At 34.4% G+C, this 15,614-nt stretch carries 13 protein-coding genes and 1 riboswitch; of the genes, 4 read left to right on the top strand and 9 right to left on the bottom strand.

Translation table 11 applies throughout. The features are described 5' to 3' along the window. Window positions 1–36: 36 nt before the first annotated feature. The 6 genes from A9G03_RS05390 to coaA form a co-directional block, all read right to left on the bottom strand. Window positions 37–5,115, bottom strand: coding sequence for an alpha-2-macroglobulin family protein (locus tag A9G03_RS05390; RefSeq protein WP_065798621.1), 5,079 nt, complete (start codon window positions 5,113–5,115; stop codon window positions 37–39). 260 nt (window positions 5,116–5,375) lie between these two features. Continuing rightward, the gene (locus A9G03_RS05385) at window positions 5,376–6,047 is read right to left on the bottom strand and encodes a 7-cyano-7-deazaguanine/7-aminomethyl-7-deazaguanine transporter (RefSeq protein ID WP_065633551.1); all 672 of its coding nucleotides are present in this window, start codon (window positions 6,045–6,047) and stop codon (window positions 5,376–5,378) included. Window positions 6,048–6,092: 45 nt separating this feature from the next. Beyond that, window positions 6,093–6,770 (bottom strand): 7-cyano-7-deazaguanine synthase QueC, encoded by a 678-nt coding sequence (gene queC / locus A9G03_RS05380; protein ID WP_255307649.1) that lies wholly within the window; start codon window positions 6,768–6,770, stop codon window positions 6,093–6,095. A gap of 15 nt (window positions 6,771–6,785) precedes the next feature. Beyond that, entirely contained in the window at window positions 6,786–7,259 is a 474-nt protein-coding gene (queF, locus tag A9G03_RS05375; protein WP_065633549.1) for a preQ(1) synthase, read from the bottom strand. A 4-nt stretch (window positions 7,260–7,263) separates the two neighbouring features. Next, a riboswitch (PreQ1 riboswitch) is annotated at window positions 7,264–7,308 on the bottom strand. 123 nt (window positions 7,309–7,431) lie between these two features. After that, window positions 7,432–7,884 (bottom strand): DUF1090 domain-containing protein, encoded by a 453-nt coding sequence (locus tag A9G03_RS05370; RefSeq protein ID WP_176700943.1) that lies wholly within the window; start codon window positions 7,882–7,884, stop codon window positions 7,432–7,434. 18 nt (window positions 7,885–7,902) lie between these two features. Then, complete coding sequence (gene coaA / locus A9G03_RS05365) at window positions 7,903–8,838, bottom strand: type I pantothenate kinase (protein WP_065633548.1); 936 nt, start codon at window positions 8,836–8,838, stop codon at window positions 7,903–7,905. Between the two features lie 168 nt (window positions 8,839–9,006). Here coaA and yihI point away from each other — a divergent pair, with 168 nt between their 5' ends. Both yihI and hemN read left to right on the top strand, forming a co-directional pair. Further along, the gene (gene yihI / locus A9G03_RS05360) at window positions 9,007–9,501 is read left to right on the top strand and encodes a Der GTPase-activating protein YihI (RefSeq protein ID WP_065798620.1); all 495 of its coding nucleotides are present in this window, start codon (window positions 9,007–9,009) and stop codon (window positions 9,499–9,501) included. A 288-nt stretch (window positions 9,502–9,789) separates the two neighbouring features. Continuing rightward, window positions 9,790–11,193: an oxygen-independent coproporphyrinogen III oxidase gene (gene hemN / locus A9G03_RS05355; protein ID WP_065798619.1), complete on the top strand. Its 1,404-nt coding sequence runs from the start codon at window positions 9,790–9,792 to the stop codon at window positions 11,191–11,193. Here hemN and A9G03_RS05350 read toward each other — a convergent pair. The 3 genes from A9G03_RS05350 to rsmC form a co-directional block, all read right to left on the bottom strand. Next, window positions 11,186–11,590 carry a hypothetical protein gene (locus tag A9G03_RS05350; protein WP_065633545.1) on the bottom strand — a complete coding sequence of 135 codons (405 nt, stop codon included), beginning with the start codon at window positions 11,588–11,590 and terminating at the stop codon, window positions 11,186–11,188. The two genes, hemN and A9G03_RS05350, sit on opposite strands and share 8 nt — an antisense overlap. Window positions 11,591–11,701: 111 nt before the next feature. Then, window positions 11,702–12,994: a hypothetical protein gene (locus tag A9G03_RS05345; protein WP_065798618.1), complete on the bottom strand. Its 1,293-nt coding sequence runs from the start codon at window positions 12,992–12,994 to the stop codon at window positions 11,702–11,704. A gap of 634 nt (window positions 12,995–13,628) precedes the next feature. After that, window positions 13,629–14,669, bottom strand: a complete 1,041-nt coding sequence (gene rsmC / locus A9G03_RS05340; protein WP_065798617.1) for a 16S rRNA (guanine(1207)-N(2))-methyltransferase RsmC — start codon at window positions 14,667–14,669, stop codon at window positions 13,629–13,631. A gap of 90 nt (window positions 14,670–14,759) precedes the next feature. Here rsmC and A9G03_RS05335 point away from each other — a divergent pair, with 90 nt between their 5' ends. Beyond that, window positions 14,760–15,167: a DNA polymerase III subunit psi gene (locus tag A9G03_RS05335; RefSeq protein ID WP_065798616.1), complete on the top strand. Its 408-nt coding sequence runs from the start codon at window positions 14,760–14,762 to the stop codon at window positions 15,165–15,167. Then, window positions 15,136–15,597, top strand: a complete 462-nt coding sequence (rimI, locus tag A9G03_RS05330) for a ribosomal protein S18-alanine N-acetyltransferase (protein WP_065633541.1) — start codon at window positions 15,136–15,138, stop codon at window positions 15,595–15,597. The genes A9G03_RS05335 and rimI overlap by 32 nt, the downstream gene beginning before the upstream one ends. Window positions 15,598–15,614 lie beyond the last annotated feature (17 nt).

The raw sequence follows: 15,614 nt of genomic DNA, 5'->3' as shown, positions 1-15,614 counted from the left end.
TTGGCGGAATAATCAGTCAAGTTTATTGATATTTGATTAATTTTGTTCCTTTTTCGGATTTGAAATAGTCATCAAATCATGTGATTGTCCTATCGCAAAGCGTTCTGGACGATACATAGATTCAACATAAGGATAAGGGATCATATAATCGCCTGGCGTTACCGCTCTAACTAAATAAACGATACGTTTACGATAGGTATCTCGCGCTACATATTTTTGCAGATTAACGGCGGCAACATATCTATCATCTCGATATTCTTGATATTTAATATCACTAATATCCTCACCTTTCATTAAATCCGCTATAGCAGGAATTGATGATAAATTTACACTACTATTAGAAAGATTTTGATTTTCAAGTTCCAAACCTGCTGGTAAAAAATCAACAATCAAGGCATCATTAACAGTTTTTTTAGCCGTTACATCTAAAACTACAACCATCATTGAACCAACCTCTAAAGTTGCTGGTGATATGTTATTACCCTGCAAATCATAATAGCGACGACTGATATTAAAGAAATCATCAGGTGACGTTGGTGCTGGTTGTGTATTGGAATAACCAGTAACAGAAAACTTAATATAAAGTGGCTCACTCGATTCTGCATTATTAATCGTTAACCCTTGAGCTAACCCATCATAATCATAAGAGTGTGAAAAAACCGAATTCACGTCATTAACTTTACCATTTATCGTCACCTTGAATTTATGACCAGTGCTATGTTGTTCTAATGACCAACCAGCAATAAACAATGCGTTTAGCTCTTGTGTTGAAAAATAGCGTTTATCATTTAATAAATCTGATAAATTAAATAAATAACTAGCTTGATTATTTTGAGCCATATTGTTATCTAACAGTAAAGAGAGTATTAATGCTTTATCACGTATTTCACTGCCGTAATTACCTAACCAGTTATTATTATACTGATATGGCGTGCTGAAAATTAATGGTAATAATTGTTCATAGATAGGTTGATAACCATTCAATTTTGCAGCAACCGCTAATTGTGCTAAAGGTAATGGTGAATAGATAAATGACTTATCACTATTAATTTTGTCTGATAAATAATTTATCTCGTTACGCATTGCTGAGGTAATTTTATTTTGTTTAGTTAGCACCATTAACGCATAAGCTTTGATTGACAACTTGGTAAACTCTAGATTACGCGAATCTCCATAATAATTAAGATTATTAAATGCAGATGCATCATAGATATATTGGCCTATACGTGTCATTGCTAAATCAAGTGCTTTATCACTAACTTGATAACCCCGTTCTTTAGCTTGCAATAAGAAGTCCGTTGCATACACAGTCAACCAATGCTCTTCTTCGTTATGACTATTCCATAAACCGAAGCTGCCATTACTGCGTTGCATTGATAAGATACGTGAAATACCTAATTGTACTTTTTCACGACGTTTATCATCAGCGTCGGTTTTAATGCCTAACTCTGCAAGTTGTTCACTATTGGCATATAGCGATGGGAATAAACCACTGGTTGTTTGTTCCAAACAACCGTAAGGATATGCAAATAATGCTTTGATATATTGAGCAATATTTAATGGTGGTTGATTAGAGATAACCAATTGTCCTGCAACAGTGTTATCAATTAACCCAGTTAATGCTTGGTCTGGTAATTGCCAACTTTGATTGGCATTTAATGCTGCAACATAAGATCGTGTTGTGCCAGCATAGGCTGGTCTTACGCCTATTGACCATGAACGTTCAATGTTAACCTCTGAATTATCTTCTAGTAAAATACCTTTGACCGCTATCTTCACTGAACCTGCACCATAACCATAATCAGCAATCACAGGAATTTGAATAATATCTTTTTGTTTACTATCAAGTTTAACCGATATCGTTTTTGCTTCATTTTGCTTAATCAAACCCGCGGTTGATACTTCAACTTGCATAGTTTGTGTACTATCAGTCAAATTATGCACATCTAACGCTAATACTGCACGATCACCACCAGATAAGAATCGCGGCGTAGATAATTCAACAACGACCGGCGCTGCAACTTTCATTTTTTTATCCGCTTTACCAAAACGGTTATCATCCCATGCTTGCGCCATTATTCGTAGTTCACCATTAAAATTAGGTAAAGGTAAATTAATCTCACCTTCACCTTCGTCATTTAACTCAATGGTATTAAGTTGTTGTGCAACAATTTGAACGTCATTTGACGGTTTTTTCCCGCCAGCGCCCATCGCATCACCACCAAAGCTCATGTTAACATTACGGCCGGTAGCTTCAATTAGTTTGCCATAGACATCATAAATATCGACATTATAACGTTTACGCCCTAAGAACCCAGCATAAGGATCGGGAGTGACATAATCAGTAATATTTAAAATACCTGAATCAACTGCTGAAACCAATACAGTCACTTTTTTATCTTTTTGGATAGATGATTTATCCATTTTAATTTTAATCGGCACAACACTTTCTGGTTGTACTTGTACCGGTGCATCAATTGAAAAATTTAATTGACGATTAGCCGTATCAATCGGTAAATAAAGCAAACCAATTGCGCGTTTTATGGTTTGCACTGACGCGTCCGTCGACGGGCGAACAATCATGGCACTAATGTAAATATCATGTCTTCCCCATTTTTCAATAGGAATGTCGACATCTAAACCTTCTTCACCAACTGTAATGGCTTTTTTCCAAATGGTGCCATCGTTGGTTTCAAGAGAAATATAGCCAGAACCTGCTACAGGTGCTTGAACATTAACTTTAGCGACATCGCCAGGATTGTAAGATGGCTTATCAATACTTAACTTAACTTGGTCTGGACGTACCGATTTAGTACCTTGAGTATTATCCTCCCAGTCATAACCAGACCAGAATCGAAAACTTGTTACGACTTTAGTGTTAGTATCGACAACTTCAACACGATAAGAACCATAATCGGTTGGTTGATAGGCTATTTTTGTGGTACTGCCTGGCTCAATCGATAACTGATCTTCCGAAACTACAAACTCCTTGGAGTTGTAACTTTGGCTCCAGCCATCTACATCTGACCACACCCAATAATAATTATAACGCTCACGAATCAGTCTAGCTTTTAATGAATTTGTACCTAATTTTTCACCATGCGTATCAACGTAAGCGATTTCGAATTCAGCATTACTATTTATGTCTACAGTAGGACGCTGTAAATAATTATCGCTATTCCAATCATAATAAGGCGAGTCTTCAAATAATGCTCGAATTGCCGGCATTTTAGGTGCTGGCCAAATAGTTTGCGTTGCATAACGTGTAACCGGCCTACCGCCAGAATCTAGCAAACTAGCTTGTAAAACAACTTTGACAGGCGATTGCGTTTCGGACCAATAAACTTTCTTCACATCAATTTGAGTTAAGCCATCGTTATCTAACTCCAACCCTAAAGAATCTAGATCCTCATATAGATTATCATCAGTAACTGGACCAATTTTAAAATCAGCTAATCCAGCAATAGTGTCGGCTTTCTTTAAATAAAGATTCGCATCTAAGCGATTACCGGATGCAGGTGCGCCATATAAATACCAACCTTTGATATCAAAGGAAACATCTTCATCCTTTAGAATTGGCTCATCAGATAAACTGTGAATTTCCATTGCCATACGTTCTGGCAAAAACTCTTCTACTTTGAAGTTCCATTGGCGAAAGTTATCATCACCTAAATTAAAACGAATTGTCCAATTACCTGTTGCGGCATCATCGGGAATAACAAACTGTTGTTGATATAAACCATTGGTATCTGCACGACTTTTTAAATGGAAAGTTTCAACAACTCGACCATTAGTCGATATCACCTCAGCGATGATTGGTTGTTCAGGTAATGGCTGACCATCTGCGTCGCGTAATAGTGCATTGAAATAGACGGTTTCTTTTGGACGATAAAGATCACGAGGGCCAAAAACAAACAATTGTTTTTGATAAAAAGGCGTACCAGATAGATTGAAATCCGTTAAATTGAGTGCGTTTCGATCAATAGTCACAAATGAGGTTTGCTGGCCATCAGTAGCCGTCAATATGTTATAGGCAGAGCTTTTTGTTTTGGTAAATTCAGCATAACCATCTTTATCTGTTGTTGCTGTCAGGTTTTTACATGTTTTGTTACTATTTTCGGTTTGGCATAGCAGTGATAAATTAATATTGGCGAGTGGTTTACCGTTATCTAAACCATGAGCCATTACCGCTAATTTACCATTTTTATAGTGATGAAGTGAAACCCCAATATTACTTATTGAAAATATTGTTGCTGAGTTATATTCATTATAAGTTCCTGCTTGATTAATTACCGCAATATAAACCCCTTCTTGATTGAGTTTAGTAATGTTAGAAAGGTTAACGATAATGGTTTCTTGAGCATTCGGTTTAGGATTAAGATCAAATCTTGAGGAATAAACTAAGTCAGTAAATTCGCTCATCTCTTGCGAACGCCAAATAGATAACATATTAATAAAGCCATAATTATCGATCAAACTGGATAATTTTTCTGGCTTAATTTTGAAAAAGTTTATATCAACTTTGTCAACATTGAGCGTGGTAATAGGTAACCCACTCATCGATTTACTTGGTAATAATAATCCAGTACTTGCAAAGCCGACTGTTGGCTTACGGTCTTGAGTGGTTATCTCGGTTTGATAAACTTCGGGTAAATGACTATCATTAATAGCTGATAACATTTTATCAATAGTTAAAACTAATTTACGATCTGGTTGAAGATAACGAAGTTTTAATTCAAGGCCATTATCAGACAACTCCCAAGCGCCATCAACCACACCACTCTCTTTGTCAACCAATCTTAATAAATTTGAAAAATTCAATTTTGGATTGATAGGAACAGAAAACGTCACAACTAAAGTACTTGAACCATCAATAATAACTTCTGAACTATCGATAACTTTTAGGCTTTTACCTTTATATTTTTCAATTAATTCAGGTGTTGGATTAAATGGGCTATGAGATTGCGAATTAACATTCGAATTATGCGTAGTATTATCTGTAATTAATTCCGTTTTATTAGTATTTTCTAAATCGACAGTTTTCTCTTTTTGATCGTCACAAGCACATAAAGTCAAAAACAAACCTAACACAGCCAACTGTTTTATCAATCTCATTTTTTCATCTAATCCTTACTATTACAGGTAAATATACTTGTTATTTTATTGACGATATTATGTCCTATTGCATAAAAATTAGCAAAGAATCTTTATCAAGATTTTTAGCCTATCTTGAGATAAATAAATTTTTCATATTAGTAAAAAAATTAGCGGAATGAGGTTATTGAAGGAGGCGTATGAGATTTAGAACTTATCATGAAGTCAATAAGCTCTAAGTATCTATATTTTCTAATATTATTCGATAATTAATAACTGATTTACGATGCTTTTATAATTAATTTTTTTAGGATAAAATTCAAAATAATGCCATAAAGCGGTAAAAAGAATAAGCCACAGATAATAATTTTAAAACTATAATCGATAGCAGCAATTTCAACCCAATGCGTTGCCATAAACTCATCGCTCGTTTTATAAAATGCGATCGCAAAAAAGACAATAGTATCAATACCATTACCTAATACAGCTGATGCCGAAGGTGCTACCCACCATGCTCTATTTTTACGTAAATAATTAAACACAGTGATATCCATCAATTGCCCAACTAAATAAGCGGCAAAACTGGCTAAGGCAATACGGAAAACAAAACTGTTAAAATCAGACAAAGCTGAAAATCCCATCCAATGTCCTTCAAAAAATACGACCGAAATGGAATAAGAGAACAGTAATGCCGGTATCATAACAACAAAGATAATTTTTCTGGCAAGGCTAGCACCGAATACTCGAATGGTTAAATCGGTAGTCAGAAAGATAAATGGAAAGGTAAAAGCGCCCCAAGTGGTATGAAAACCGAAGATATCAAACGGGATTTGCACCAAATAATTACTTGAAGCAATAACCAAAATATGAAAAAACGAAAGCCAGCCAAGGGCTTTCATTTGTTGTGTGTGAGTAAATTTGCTTGTTTGCTCTGAATGCGTGTTCAGATACATAAATTTTTCCTTTTTTTAATGGGGTGAGTGAACCCAGTATGTCAATTAATTTGAATGATTAAGGTATTGGTTTAAACCTTTCTCGCGAAGAATGCAGCTAGGACACTTACCACATCCACCCTCTACCCCATAATAGCAAGTATGGGTATGGTTTCGGATATAATCCAAATAACCTAACTTATCAGCCATTTCCCATGTTTGAGCTTTGGTAAGATACATTAAAGGCGTTTTAATATTAAAAGCGTAATCCATAGCTAAATTCATTGACACATTCATCGATTTGATAAAGATATCTCGACAGTCCGGATAACCACTAAAATCAGTTTCACATACACCAATAATAATATCTTTAATACCGTGTTGTTTGGCATAACAGCCCGCTAACAATAAAAATAACATATTGCGCCCATCAACAAAGGTATTAGGATAATCCCCGTCTTTGGCAGCTTTAATTTCCTGCGCGTCATCAATCAACGCATTATTGGTCGTTTGTTTGATCACTGAAGTATCAATGACGGTTTGTTTCACACCAAGATCTTCAGCAATCCATTTAGCTTTTTCAAGCTCAATGGCATGTCGTTGTCCATATTGAAAACTAATGGTTTCGACGTTTTCACGTCCATAATCTGCAATGGCTTGCAGTAAACAGGTGGTAGAGTCTTGCCCACCAGAAAATATCACTAGTGCTTTACGATTTTGCATTTTTAACTGTTCCGATTTGATTTTTTCGACAAAAAATTAGCGATTATCAACTTTTTCAGGATAGAGATCGTGATTAGCCAAACGGTTCATCGCTATCTGTTCCCAATTGGTACCAGCTTTACCATAATTGGCATAAGGATCAATTGAGATACCGCCGCGCGGTGTAAATTTTCCCCAAACCTCAATATATTTAGGATCCATTAACTTAATCAGATCTTTCATGATGATATTAATGCAATCTTCATGATAATCGCCATGATTACGAAAGCTAAATAGATACAGTTTGAGTGATTTACTCTCAACCATCTTAATATTTGGTACATACGAAATATAAATCGTAGCAAAATCAGGTTGACCGGTTATCGGACAAAGACTGGTAAATTCCGGGCAGTTAAATTTAACAAAATAATCATTACCAGGATGTTTATTATCAAAGGTTTCCAAAATATTTGGACAATAGTCAGTTGGATAGCGAACAGATTGGTCGCCAAGTAGTGTAATTTTACTCATTAAATTTTCCTTAGTTTTTTAGCGTGGGAGGTTCACGAACCACGTAGTAAGGCGCACACCTTACTATTTTTAATGGCAAAAGTCTAGGATAATAGCTGTCTAACGCGATGTTAAAAACGCTATCAATATTAAGCTTGATAGCGTGAAGATAAAAAATAAGCAGGTTAGCAATTTATTTAACTGCTACTTGTTGATAATAATCAGCAAGTTTTTGTTTAGCGTCTGCTAATTCTTGTTCGGCTTTTTGTACTTTTGCTTTTAACTTATCAATTTTTTCTTGATCGAACTTTTTACTATCTTTAGCGTATTTTTCAGTTTTTTGAGCTAATTCATTCTTTCTTTCAGCAACTTTATCCGTTTTTTCGGCAATATCTTGCTTATATTTTGACTCTAAATCGGCATTACTACAATGTGTATTAACTTCATCAAGCGCTTTCTCAAGCCCGGTAACTTTATGACTATTATTATGGTTTTTAGCTTGTTCAATTTCGGCTTGAATAGCCTGCTTTTTGCTTTCACAAGTTAGCCCTTCTGATTGATGATTTTGCGCAAAGCTGTTCATTGAGCAGGTTGTTAGCAAAGTCAAAATACTTAATTTACTGACTAACTTTATTACTTTTTTCATATTCATTTCCCCAATAATTTATTTTCTCAGTTGTACACAATCAACTTTATGATCTTTACCTTTGGTTAAAATTAAACTTGCTCGTTCCCGTGTTGGCAGAATATTTTCGATCAAATTTAATTCATTAATTTCCCGCCAAAGTCGGTTGGCAATATTCACAGCTTCTTGTTCTGGCAACTGTGAATAATGGTGAAAATAGGAATTAGGATCACTAAATGCTCCAGCTCTAAATTTTAAAAATCGATTGACATACCAATCATGTAACAACGGTAATTGAGCATCGACATATATTGAAAAATCGACATAATCAGACACAAATACCCGATTGTTAGCTTGAGTATAATTTAGGGTGCCTTGTAAAACATTTAATCCCTCAAGAATCAAAATATCAGGACTATCGACAGTAATCTGTTCGTCTTCAACAATATCGTAAACCAAATGAGAATAAACGGGTGCTTTAACTTCTGACTGTCCTGACTTTACATCAGCAACAAAATTAATCAACTTTTTAATATCATAAGATTGTGGAAATCCTTTCTTATTCATCATGCCACGTTCTTCAAGATAACGATTTGGATATAAAAAGCCGTCGGTTGTCACTAATGCGACTTTGCGATGTTCTGGCCAACGAGTTAATAATGCTTGTAAGACACGAGCAGTGGTGCTTTTACCGACAGCCACACTACCTGCAATACCAATAATATAAGGAATTTTCTGGCTTTTACCTAGAAACTTTGATAAGACTGCCTGACGACTAAAGCTATTGCTTATATAATAATTAAGTAATCGAGATAAAGGCAAGTAAATTTCACTGACTTCATCCATCGATAAATCTTCATTAATACCTTGTAACGAAGTTAATTCTTCTGCTGTTAAAGTCATTGGTACCGCATTACGCAAACTTGCCCACTCTTTACGGCTAAATTGCATATAAGGACTCAAATGATTCTTCATGTTTTATTCTTCTCTATGATGATTGATTCTAAAATATTCGGCTCAGATTATACTAAATCTATTTTTTTACAATCACAAATTAGCATTGATGCTTCATCGTAGCTATCTAAGTGAGTTACTGATAAAATATAAACGTAAAATTTAACTTGAATATAAAATTGAGATTATATGTTAAAAACTAAATCGAAGCTAAAACCCAAAAAAAGCCGTCAAGAAATAAATGAAGAGTCGCGTGAACTGAAACGTAAACGTAAACACAAAGGTTTACCGAGCGGTTCACGTTTCAATAATAGTGACGGTAAGAAAAATAAAAAAGCATCAACCTTGAATACAGATCCAAGAATTGGTAGCAAAAAGCCAATTGCTTTAGTTGCTGATGATGCAACAAGCAAACCTGTTTTAGTCAAAGAGCCAAAACCGATTAAAAAACGCTTATCCCCTCAAGAAGAGTTAGAACAATTAGAAAATGATGAAAAATTAGAGCAACTACTTGATTTAGTCGAAAGTGATAGTAAATTAACCAAAGAACAACAGTCATACCTTGATAGCAAACTAAACCGTATAGAAGAGCTGATGCAACAGCTTGGTTATAGTGATGATGATTTTGATGATGAACAAGATGAATCGAAAGAAGATATTGTCAATTTATTAAAACGTCATTAAAAATCGATTAAATAATCATAATTCGACGTTAATGTGATTATAAAGTATTTAAGTCATATCAATTAAGATACAGTTATTTTAATTGATATTATCTTAAAATCGGTATTGTTCAATACAAATCAGCTTAGATAAATAATGAGAACATAATGCCATTACTAATAATGCTTAGTTTATATTTTGGATTATTGATTTGTACGCTACTATTTTTAAAAAAAACCAATCGTATAAAAAATAGAACCAGAATCAAAACTAAACAAAAACCAATTAAAAAAAATCATGGAAATAGCAATGTTAGATGCCGAATTAAATAAAAATAATAATAAAATTCAAACGCAATTATGGGATCAAAGATTAATTGAAAAATATAATTATTCTGGCCCGAGATATACATCGTACCCAACAGCGCTCGAATTTAATGAAAATTTTAATGACCAAGATTTTTTAGCAGCGGCCAATCGTTATCCAGATAGACCATTATCGCTTTATGTTCATATCCCTTTTTGCCATAAGCTTTGTTATTTTTGTGGTTGTAACAAACTTGTTACCCGCCAGACTCAAAAAGTTACTAAATATTTAGATATACTCGATATTGAAATTGAAAAGCGATCACAACTATTCAAAAACCGTATTGTTTCGCAAATGCATTGGGGTGGCGGCACTCCGACCTTTTTGACCAACGATGAAATTACCCGCCTGATTGTTTCGCTAAAAAAGCATTTCAATTTTGCGCAAAATGCTGAACTGTCAATTGAAATTGACCCAAGGGAAATTAGTCCTCAAACAATTGATCATCTTGCTGATCTCGGATTTAATCGACTGAGTATGGGAATTCAAGATTTTAATCACGAAATTCAAAATTTAATTAATCGTGAACAAGATGAAAACCTAATCCGCTCATTAATTAAGCAAGCACGTAAAAACCATTTCCATTCAATTAGCTTGGATCTAATCTATGGATTACCTAAACAAACAGTAGAAAGTTTTACCGAAACCTTAAATAAGGTTATCGATATTTCACCAGATCGACTGAGTGTCTTTAATTATGCTCATCTTCCTAGTCGTTTTGCCGCTCAGCGAAAGATCAAAGATCAGGATTTACCTAACGCTAATCAAAAATTGCAGATTTTACAAACCTGTATCGAAAAATTAACCCAAGCTGGTTATCAATTTATCGGTATGGATCACTTTGCTAAACCCACTGATGAACTGGCAATCGCTCAGCAGCAAAATAAATTGCACCGTAATTTTCAAGGTTATACCACTCAAGGTGATGCTGATTTACTGGGACTTGGTGTATCGGCAATTAGCATGCTGGGTGATAGTTATGCGCAAAACCAAAAAGATCTAAAAATTTATCAAAACCAAGTTGAACAAACCGGCAATGGTTTATGGAAAGGCTTTAATTTAAATAATGATGATATTATTCGGCGTGATGTGATTAAACAGCTTATTTGTCATTTTTATTTAGACAAAAAACAAATAGAGCAAAAATTTAATATTCAGTTCGATGATTATTTTGCGCAAGACTTATCGTTACTCAAACCTCTACAACAAGATGGTCTGGTCATGATTAGTGATGATACCATTGTTGTACAACCCAAAGGACATTTATTAATTCGCAATATTTGTATGTGTTTTGATATTTATATGCGCCGTATGGCAAGACAGCAACAATTCTCAAGGGTTATTTGAGTTTTTGTTTAAAGTGATCAAATTCAGCTTTATTACGAATTATCCGTTCAAAAAAGCCACGTTGCCAACAGAAATCAGATGCGCCGTTTTTACGCAAAAAAACGGTCGACTTTGATTTGAATTGTGCAATAAATTTAGTCAGTGATACCGGATTTTTATAAGGCGCTACCCTATCACTACGCCATTCTAAAATGGCTTGTAATTGATTTGCATCGATAAAAAAGTGGTGAGAATAAATGATCGAATATCGATTAACTTGTTCAAACCAAATTGATTGCGTTAATAATTGACTTGAATGATCAAAGATAGTGGTATTTGGTGCAATCTCTATTTTAATAAAGTAGAAATGATCAGCAGAATAATTTACATTTGCTAATCGCGTTCGAGTTGAATTCATCTTTCATCGATAAATGAGGGCTCAGCAAGCTTTCGCCCTACATTGTTGCTATTAATTTTGTTAGTTAAATGTCTAAGGTTTTTTTACAAATAAAAACATATTCGAGTAATATTAATAAGCGCTTACACAAGCTACCTTATTACCCATATAAGACGGTTTTTCTTTTCTAATACTACCAATGTACGATGTCACCAAATATTGATCAGTCGTTCCATCCCCTACCGGATTGTTTGACCAATAGGAATCTGTTGCCCAATCACTTGCGCTATAGTAAGTAGAACTGGTATACCCCCATTCAGAAAATAGATGCCCTAAAGTATCAATCTCTCGCGTGTAATTACCGCCAATGCCAAAATCATTTTTTTTACTATTGGTGTAGTTAATGATATAAGGCACTTCATATTCACCTTCTAAACTATGACAATACTCGCTTGCAGTCGCAACGCCAGTTAAATCGTCTTTAGTATTATAGGGAACAACATCCTTACTAGTAATGAACCACCTAATAATCTCAAAACTATAAATCTGATTTGTTTTTTCAGGATCGGAATATATTTTGAAAGTTGCGGGTTCAAATAGACCTCCTTTAGGGTGTTTAGGGCCTTGTAATAATATTTTAACTACATTACCATCATCACCATTTGGTGCAGTCAATACCAAGGCAGCACCACTACCTTTTTCAGGCGTTGTAGGGGTTGAGGCGATAACTTGTTTAGCCGTTGTACCAACAAATGTTAATAAGAAGAACAAATTATTAGATCCAGTTCGAGGAAAGTTAGCCGAAGGTAAATCGGCATTGATTACTTTAAAGCCTTTAGTCGGATCCCATTGCTGAGTTGGGCCCGCAAAATACAGATTATTATAACCATTACCGGTACTATTATTATCATCACCAAATTTTAAATTAGGCTGGGCATAACAAGCATAGGAATGGGTTATTTCAGGCGTAACAAAATAAACAGTTTCAGCCTTTGTAAACAATGAAGAGTTTGGAATGCCATACTTAGTTGTTAATGAACCATTAGTGGTTGTTAATTTAATTTTATAAGGTGCATTACATGCAGAAAGATGATCAGTTAACTGCACAGTTTTATTTTGGTTATCTTCAATGTCAATCGACATATTCCCTGTTGCTGACATATCCGAATCACCATCATCATCTCTAGCAAAATCATAGTAATTGCTAGTTAGTTCATTTAAATCAATTGAAGTCTCACCATAGGGAATAAATGTCATAATATTATCAAACGAAGTAACATCGTGTGGCAATACTATAGGATTTGTTTCGGTTGAGAGATTTTGATCAGCGGTAATAGTTTTGAGTGAGCCATCAGGTAAGTAAAAGTTAATACTTAATAACTGACTAGTATTATCGGCCTTAACTTTGCCATTATCGAATGTCAAATAGGGAGCAAAACCATGAATTACACTCGTTGTTGACGCTGATAATGCATTAACCGCAAAAGAAATAAAAAATAAATCAAAAATAGCAGCACTGATAAAGATGTATTTAAATAACCTTGATAAACAGCCTAAATAAATTGATGAATGAGATAAATTGTCATTATTTGACTGAAATAAAAGAAACGGTTTAGAAGGTATATAATTGATTAAATAATGGTAAAACGGTTGATAAAAGCGTTTACTCGGATTTTGAGTATTAGCTAAATTTTTATGGCTGGCTGGCTGGCTGGCTGGCTGGCTGGCTGGCTGGCTTCACATAACTACATAGTAACATAAAAACACCTTTCCTACAATTAACAACGCTTTGATAATTAATGCTTTTTTAAAAGTAATACTAAATGAGTCATTTATATATCCGCAAAATATAAAAAGACAACGTTACATATTGATATATAAAAGTTGTGTATTACCATACTATAAATTAAACGGTTAATAAAGTAATTTTAGACAATTTGCTTTACGTCATCAAAACTAAATATTGATAGTCATTGGGTAAAAAAATGTGAACATTTTATTTTACCCAAATCAAAAAACAGATCTGTGCGTTAACAATTTCGCCAGAGATAATAATCAACTAATGACAGGCTAAATATACCTTAAATTTTGTCGTTTGTGCTATCACTTCTACACTTTTAAACGTGTCATTCAAAATGGTTTGATAGGGTAAAAATGAATTTGCTACTAGACACAAATAACCATTTAATTTTAAATGTTTTTTGGCTTGGCTAATTAAGGCATTAACCGCAGTATAATCGGTCTGTTTACCATCATGAAAAGGCGGATTTGATATAATTAAATGGTATTTATCATTTAAATTAGAAAAAACATCACTGGCAACAACACTTGCAGATAAATGGTTACTCGCTAACGTTGCCTTGCTTGATTCTAATGCCGCACTATTAACGTCAGACAGCGTTAACGTAATATCAGGAAATAATTTACCAAGCACTGTTGCCAAAATACCCGAGCCACATCCGACATCTAAAACATGTCCTTTAACAATGTCTGCATGTTCCATCAATGCATTTAATAGCAATTCACTACCCGCATCTAACCCTTTTTGACTAAATACGCCAGGTAAACTTTTCACTTCAATGTCGTGATTATCGATTGTTAAATGATAGCTCAACCACCATTTTTCAAACTCAAAAGCCAAACGATGATCGGCTTGAAAATGATATAAACTGCAACGTCTTGCACTATCTATTTTTTGGATGGAACCAAACTCATTTAACAAAGCTTCAACACTTTTAATTCCTGAGCGGTTTTCGCCAACAATAAAAATATCACTCCCTTTAGCCATGTTATGTAATAGGTAAGACAACTGAAATTGCGCTTCACTTTTTGTTTTTGGCCAATAGTAGATGACCGTATCCATGTTTGTATAAAAGGTAGAATCAGGTAGCAAAGCAAAAAGCGCTTCGGCCTTATGTGCATAATTTTTTAGTCGTAAATAGGTATGAAACTGAGAACAATGAATTTTAATGTTATGCGCCGAAAAACTTGCCGGATAACTGTCTTGAATGTCGCCAGCAAAGATAACATTTTTATTGTTAAAGATACTCTCGTGTCGCTCTATTACTTGACTTGCTGGTGTAAAAGCAGATGTTGCCATATTACCTCGATGAAAAAACCTTTATAAATTTAGCCGTTGATTATACAATTAACGTCCTTTAATCTCTAACAAAAAAACACTTTCTTAATCATGACTGAACAAGATTGGTATTTAAAACAATGTAATATCACACAATATGTTTTACGTAATGCAGCCGCGTTCAAAGGTGAACTTGCAACACATATTAGTGATGAAATCCGCTTAATTGTTGTTGCAGAACAAAAACCAACACAAAAAATATATCAGGATATTTTAAATGCCATTAGTCTTAGCGCTGAACAAGTATTGGTGCTTACACCATCGCAACTCATTACCCCTGCTAATGAAATAAATAAAGTGGTGTGGTTTATTGACATTCAACCAGATGAATCGTGGCAAAATCAGTTATTGATTCAAACAACAAATTTAGATGCATTAGCCAATGCACCACAACAAAAACGCCAGCTTTGGCAACAATTATGTCAATATGAAAACTATTTCCATCCTAAACGAGCATGATTTATCAGAAGCTTATGCATTAGAGCAACTTTGCCATCCTATTGCATGGTCTAAACAGACGTTCTTCTCTAACCAAGGCGACCATTATTTAAATTTAAAGCTCACGATTAATAACAAAATAATTGGATTTTGCATATGCCAATTAGTGGCCGATGAAGCAAACTTATTTAATATCGCAATACATCCCAATTTTAGAAAACAAGGATTAGCAAAAGAGTTGCTCAATTGCCTTATTGACAAGTTAATGACAATCAATCCATCCAACCCTATCACCACGCTATGGTTAGAAGTTCGACAATCAAATAAGGCTGCTATTTTGTTGTATCATTCACTTGGTTTTAATCAAATTACGATTAGAAAAAATTATTATCCAACTACAGATGGTAAACAAGAAGATGCAATTATCATGGCTTTGACATTAGCCTTATAAAACAGAGGAATATAAGA

Origin of the sequence: Gilliamella sp. wkB171 (genome assembly GCF_001693755.1) — a bacterium.
In the GTDB taxonomy this organism is placed as follows: domain Bacteria; phylum Pseudomonadota; class Gammaproteobacteria; order Enterobacterales; family Orbaceae; genus Gilliamella; species Gilliamella apicola_F.
Note: the sequence above shows the minus strand (reverse complement) of the source record. Positions and strands in the feature narration are given on the sequence as shown.

Coding starts and splice junctions, on each gene's coding strand:
- A9G03_RS05390 (WP_065798621.1), bottom strand. CDS start 5,115: ATGAGATTGATAAAACAGTTGGCTGTGTTAGGTTTGTTTTTGACTTTA.
- A9G03_RS05385 (WP_065633551.1), bottom strand. CDS start 6,047: ATGTATCTGAACACGCATTCAGAGCAAACAAGCAAATTTACTCACACA.
- A9G03_RS05370 (WP_176700943.1), bottom strand. CDS start 7,884: ATGAAAAAAGTAATAAAGTTAGTCAGTAAATTAAGTATTTTGACTTTG.
- A9G03_RS05335 (WP_065798616.1), top strand. CDS start 14,760: ATGACTGAACAAGATTGGTATTTAAAACAATGTAATATCACACAATAT.
- rimI (WP_065633541.1), top strand. CDS start 15,136: ATGAAAACTATTTCCATCCTAAACGAGCATGATTTATCAGAAGCTTAT.
- queF (WP_065633549.1), bottom strand. CDS start 7,259: ATGAGTAAAATTACACTACTTGGCGACCAATCTGTTCGCTATCCAACT.
- A9G03_RS05350 (WP_065633545.1), bottom strand. CDS start 11,590: ATGAATTCAACTCGAACGCGATTAGCAAATGTAAATTATTCTGCTGAT.
- yihI (WP_065798620.1), top strand. CDS start 9,007: ATGTTAAAAACTAAATCGAAGCTAAAACCCAAAAAAAGCCGTCAAGAA.
- hemN (WP_065798619.1), top strand. CDS start 9,790: ATGTTAGATGCCGAATTAAATAAAAATAATAATAAAATTCAAACGCAA.
- rsmC (WP_065798617.1), bottom strand. CDS start 14,669: ATGGCAACATCTGCTTTTACACCAGCAAGTCAAGTAATAGAGCGACAC.
- coaA (WP_065633548.1), bottom strand. CDS start 8,838: ATGAAGAATCATTTGAGTCCTTATATGCAATTTAGCCGTAAAGAGTGG.